Origin of the sequence: Streptomyces cavernae (assembly GCF_004023625.1) — a bacterium.
Taxonomy (GTDB): Bacteria; Actinomycetota; Actinomycetes; order Streptomycetales; family Streptomycetaceae; genus Streptomyces; species Streptomyces cavernae.
The window spans coordinates 1-4,516 of record NZ_RPDJ01000101.1; the positions used below are offsets into that span (position 1 = coordinate 1).

At 69.8% G+C, this 4,516-nt stretch carries 5 protein-coding genes and 1 pseudogene; 3 read left to right on the forward strand and 3 right to left on the reverse strand.

All coding sequences use genetic code 11. The features are described 5' to 3' along the window. Positions 1 to 267: 267 nt before the first annotated feature. A complete protein-coding gene (locus EF387_RS46215; protein WP_128382556.1) occupies positions 268 to 1,059 on the forward strand; it encodes an IS5 family transposase in 792 nt (263 codons plus the stop codon). On the opposite strand, the pseudogene EF387_RS46220 reads toward EF387_RS46215, so the two are convergent. Then, positions 1,016 to 1,306, reverse strand: a pseudogene (locus EF387_RS46220) (hypothetical protein); the annotation flags it as partial. The gene EF387_RS46215 and the pseudogene EF387_RS46220 overlap by 44 nt on opposite strands. 446 nt (positions 1,307 to 1,752) lie before the next feature. Beyond that, the gene (locus EF387_RS46230; RefSeq protein ID WP_128382557.1) at positions 1,753 to 2,820 is read right to left on the reverse strand and encodes an alkene reductase; all 1,068 of its coding nucleotides are present in this window, start codon (positions 2,818 to 2,820) and stop codon (positions 1,753 to 1,755) included. Between the two features lie 129 nt (positions 2,821 to 2,949). On the opposite strand from EF387_RS46230, the gene EF387_RS46235 reads away from it, so the two are divergent. Both EF387_RS46235 and EF387_RS46240 read left to right on the forward strand, forming a co-directional pair. Then, positions 2,950 to 3,399: a MarR family winged helix-turn-helix transcriptional regulator gene (locus EF387_RS46235; RefSeq protein WP_420802715.1), complete on the forward strand. Its 450-nt coding sequence runs from the start codon at positions 2,950 to 2,952 to the stop codon at positions 3,397 to 3,399. Positions 3,400 to 3,408: 9 nt separating this feature from the next. Next, positions 3,409 to 3,966, forward strand: a complete 558-nt coding sequence (locus EF387_RS46240; RefSeq protein WP_128382559.1) for a transposase — start codon at positions 3,409 to 3,411, stop codon at positions 3,964 to 3,966. On the opposite strand, the gene EF387_RS46245 is transcribed toward EF387_RS46240, so the two are convergent. Further along, a complete protein-coding gene (locus EF387_RS46245; protein ID WP_128382560.1) occupies positions 3,923 to 4,459 on the reverse strand; it encodes a hypothetical protein in 537 nt (178 codons plus the stop codon). The two genes, EF387_RS46240 and EF387_RS46245, sit on opposite strands and share 44 nt — an antisense overlap. Positions 4,460 to 4,516: the final 57 nt, after the last annotated feature.

Consider the following 4,516-nt stretch of genomic DNA (forward strand, 5'->3'; position numbering starts at 1 on the left):
AGTAGCTGTTGTCGTTCCGATCTTGAGGGCTGCGCGTCGAACGGGGTGCCCGATCGGGTGGTTGCCGCCGGCTGCGGGCATGACGGCAGGGCCTCTTGGTAGCTCGGGGTTGCGAAGCCAACCGAGATCCAGGAGACCCTGTTGCCGCAGTTGTACGTGCTCGCACCGGTGGAGTTCAACTCGGCTGCACCGACGTGTGATTGTGTCGCTCACCGGTTCGGAAACGCAGCCGATCACCCGGAACGTGTTCGGCGGTATCCCTCGGACATGACGGACGCGGAGTGGGCCGTGGTCCGGCCACTGCTGCCGGTGCCGGGCTGGATGCGCGGCCGGGGAGGGCAGCCGGAGGTGTACTGCCACCGGGCGATACTCGATGCGATCCGCTACCTCGTCGACAATGGCATCAAGTGGCGGGCGATGCCGGTGGACTTCCCGCCGTGGGACCGGGTTTACGCGTTTTTCCGCCGCTGGCGCGACCATGGCCTGGTCAGGGAGTTCCACAACCGGCTGCGCGCCAGGGTCCGCGAGAGGCTGGGCCGCGACACGGAGCCGAGTGCGGGTGTGATCGACTCGCAGTCCGTCAAGGCGGACGCCGTCGTCGGCTCCGACAGCCGCGGCTTCGACGGCGGCAAGCTGGTCAACGGCCGCAAGAGGCACGTCGTGGTCGACACCCTCGGCCTGCTGCTGGGCGTGATGGTCACCGCCGCGGACACCGGCGACCGCATCGCCGCCCAGGTGCTGCTTGCGCAGGTCGCCGACGCGCACCACCGCCTCGCGCTGGTCTGGGCCGACGCCGGCTACACCGGCAGTCTCATCGAGTACTGCCTGGCCACGCTCGGGCTGGTCCTGGCCATCGTCAAACGCAGCGACGACATGCGCGGCTTCGTGGTGCTGCCCAAGCGGTGGATCGTCGAGCGGTTCTTCGCCCACCTGATGCGCAGTCGCCGCCTGGCACGCGACTTCGAGCGCCGCACCACCAGCGCCGAAGCGATGGTCTACTGGTCGATGACCCTGCTCATGACGCGCCGCCTTGCCCGGCCGGGCCCTGGGCGAGGGTGAACCGGCCCGGCTGCCGCTCGGCCAACCAGCCCCGCGCGACCAGGCGTTTCGCCTTCGACCGCAGCGCCTCCACCTTGGCCGGCACCGCATCCAGGCCGAACAAAGTGGCCAACTCCTGGCAGGTCAGCGGCCCTTGATGGAGCCGGTGTCGGTCCGCCAGGGCCTCAAGGATGCGCTGATAGTCCACCGACAGCACCGACCAGGCCAGTCCCTCACGCCACACCGGCACCTGCGACTTCGGTTGCGCGTCAAGTGGTCTTTCCGCCCTCACGGGTGGGCACCGCGGTTACCGTCGGCCTGTTCTTCGCGGTTCTGGTGATCGGCTTTGCCGTCGTCACGATCCTGGGGGCGCTCATCGCGCCGCGCGGCCGCGAATGAGGGCTGTCGGTAGCCAGTCTTCCGCCACGGCAAGCGGGCGTATCTCCTCCAAAGCCCCGGTAGATGCTGGCCAGAACCCCTCCGTCGCCAGCATCTACCGGGCGCTCGCCGAGCACGCCAAGCGCGAGGCATATCCGGAAGCGATCGAGGCCGCGCACGCCGACTTCGCTGCCCTCCAAGCCGAAGAAGTCCCCCGGACCCCGCCTCACTCTCCCTGACCGAGCGTCACCATGATTACAGAGAGCTACTTGTCACTTCGCGGCAGCTACGGGAGAACAGGGCCCGGTCCGCTGACGGCCGGTCGGCGCTCGGGCGTCACAGTGCCGGGTAGTCCGTGTACCCGCGCGCGTCCCCGCCGTGGAACGTGGTGCGGTCGGCCTCGTTGAAGGGGCCGCCGGAACGCAGCCGGGCCGGCAGGTCCGGGTTGGCCAGGAAGAGCTGGCCGTAGGCGATGAGGTCCGCGACGCCCTCCTCGATCAGGGTGAGGGCGTCCGGGCCCGTCGGGCCGTCGGTCGCGGGGTTGAGGATGAGTGCGCCGCTGAACTGCTTGCGCAGCTGAACGGTCAGTTCCCGCACCTTGCTGTCGAACTCCAGGACGTGCAGGTAGGCGAGGTCGAGCCGGTCCAGTTCGGTGACCAGCGCGGTGTACGTGGGCTCCGGGTCGGGCTCGTGGATGTCGTTGAGGGGGTTGCCGGGCGAGATGCGGATGCCGGTGCGTCCGGCGCCGATCTCGGCGGCGACCGCCCGGGCGGCCTCCACGGCGAACCGGATGCGGCCCTCGACCGAGCCGCCCCACGCGTCGTCGCGGTGGTTGGAGCCGGGGGCGAGGAACTGGTGGATCAGGTAGCCGTTCGCGCCGTGGAGTTCCACCCCGTCGAAACCGGCCGCCACGGCATTGCGGGCCGCCGTCGCGAAGTCGTCGACCGTGGCCAGGATCTCGTCGCCGGTCAGCTCGCGGGGCGCGACCATCTCCTCCTTGAAGCCCTCGACGGTGTAGATCTGTCCCTTGGCCGCCACCGGGGAGACCCCGACCGGGATCAGACTGTCCGGCAACAGCGACGGGTGCCCGATCCGGCCGGTGTGCATGAGCTGGGCGAAGATGCGGCCGCCGGCCCGGTGCACGGCGTCGGTGACCTCCCGCCAGGCGGCGACCTGCTCGGCGGAGTGCAGACCGGGCGTGCGCGGATAGCCCTGCCCGATGACGGAGGGCTGGATGCCCTCGGTGACGATGAGCCCGGCGGAGGCGCGCTGGACGTAGTACTCGGCCGTCAGGGCCGTGGGCAGTCCGCCCTCGGCGGCCCGGCTGCGGGTCATCGGCGCCATGACGAGCCGGTTGGCGAGCGGGATGCCGGAGAGGTGGATCGGGTCGAAGGCGCTGGTCACGCGTACTCCCAAGTAATTTATGTGGTCGGCCAAATAATTGAGCCGACGGCCACCATAGCGCATTACTTAGCCGACCAACTACCATTGCCTGAGTAAACTTCTCACCGACCCCGAGGAGAGATGGCCGCCATGGAGACCTGGGATTCGGAGCGCAACGGACCGGTGAGCCAGGCCCTCTTCCGGACCTTCCGACTGCATCGCCACAACGCCGCCGGGCTGCTGCGCGGCCTCGGGCTCCACCCCGGCCAGGAACTGGTCATGATCCATCTGGGGTGCACCGGTACTGCCCGCCAGTCGGACCTGGTCAAGCTGCTCGACCTCGATCCCTCCACCGTCACCAAGATGCTCCAGCGTCTGGAGCAGGCCGGTCACGTACGGCGGCTGCCCGACCCGGAGGACCGGCGCGCGGTCCTGGTCGAGGCGACGGACACCAGCTCGCACCTGCTCAACGAGATCGAGCGGGTGTGGCGCGAGCTGGAGGAGACCACCCTCGCCGGGCTGACGGAGGACGAACGCGGCCAGTTCCTGGCCCTGCTCAACCGGATCGAGGCGAACCTCTCTGACCGGGACGGCTGCTGAGCCGGGCCGTTGCGGGCCGGGGCCAGGGTCCGCGAGAGGCTGGGCCGCGACACGGAGCCGAGTGCGGGTGTGATCGACTCGCAGTCCGTCAAGGCGGACGCCGTCGTCGGCTCCGACAGCCGCGGCTTCGACGGCGGCAAGCTGGTCAACGGCCGCAAGAGGCACGTCGTGGTCGACACCCTCGGCCTGCTGCTGGGCGTGATGGTCACCGCCGCGGACACCGGCGACCGCATCGCCGCCCAGGTGCTGCTTGCGCAGGTCGCCGACGCGCACCACCGCCTCGCGCTGGTCTGGGCCGACGCCGGCTACACCGGCAGTCTCATCGAGTACTGCCTGGCCACGCTCGGGCTGGTCCTGGCCATCGTCAAACGCAGCGACGACATGCGCGGCTTCGTGGTGCTGCCCAAGCGGTGGATCGTCGAGCGGTTCTTCGCCCACCTGATGCGCAGTCGCCGCCTGGCACGCGACTTCGAGCGCCGCACCACCAGCGCCGAAGCGATGGTCTACTGGTCGATGACCCTGCTCATGACGCGCCGCCTTGCCCGGCCGGGCCCTGGGCGAGGGTGAACCGGCCCGGCTGCCGCTCGGCCAACCAGCCCCGCGCGACCAGGCGTTTCGCCTTCGACCGCAGCGCCTCCACCTTGGCCGGCACCGCATCCAGGCCGAACAAAGTGGCCAACTCCTGGCAGGTCAGCGGCCCTTGATGGAGCCGGTGTCGGTCCGCCAGGGCCTCAAGGATGCGCTGATAGTCCACCGACAGCACCGACCAGGCCAGTCCCTCACGCCACACCGGCACCTGCGACTTCGGTTGCGCCGCCTGTCCGGGCGCCGAGCGCACGTCCGCGTCCCGCGGCCCGGGGGCGGCCTTCTCATCAGTGATGCCGCCGCCGTCCGGAGCCAAGACCGTGCCCACTCGCCTGCGAGCGATCACCCACTCCTGCCATTCCAGCTCGGCCGCGGCCAACTCGGCCTGGATGCGATCGGCTTCCTCACGCAACCCGTCGACCCGACGACGAGCAGCGAGCTCGTGCTCTTCCAGCAGTCCGACGACCGACGGCATCCGCAACCTCCCGGGGAGCGACGACACAACACGCCACCACTCCCACCGATTCACCGG

What these genes read in the sequence shown, in the direction of transcription:
- EF387_RS46245 (WP_128382560.1), bottom strand. Translation starts at nt 4,459, where the DNA reads ATGCCGTCGGTCGTCGGACTGCTGGAAGAGCACGAGCTCGCTGCTCGT.
- EF387_RS46235 (WP_420802715.1), top strand. Translation starts at nt 2,950, where the DNA reads ATGGAGACCTGGGATTCGGAGCGCAACGGACCGGTGAGCCAGGCCCTC.
- EF387_RS46215 (WP_128382556.1), top strand. Translation starts at nt 268, where the DNA reads ATGACGGACGCGGAGTGGGCCGTGGTCCGGCCACTGCTGCCGGTGCCG.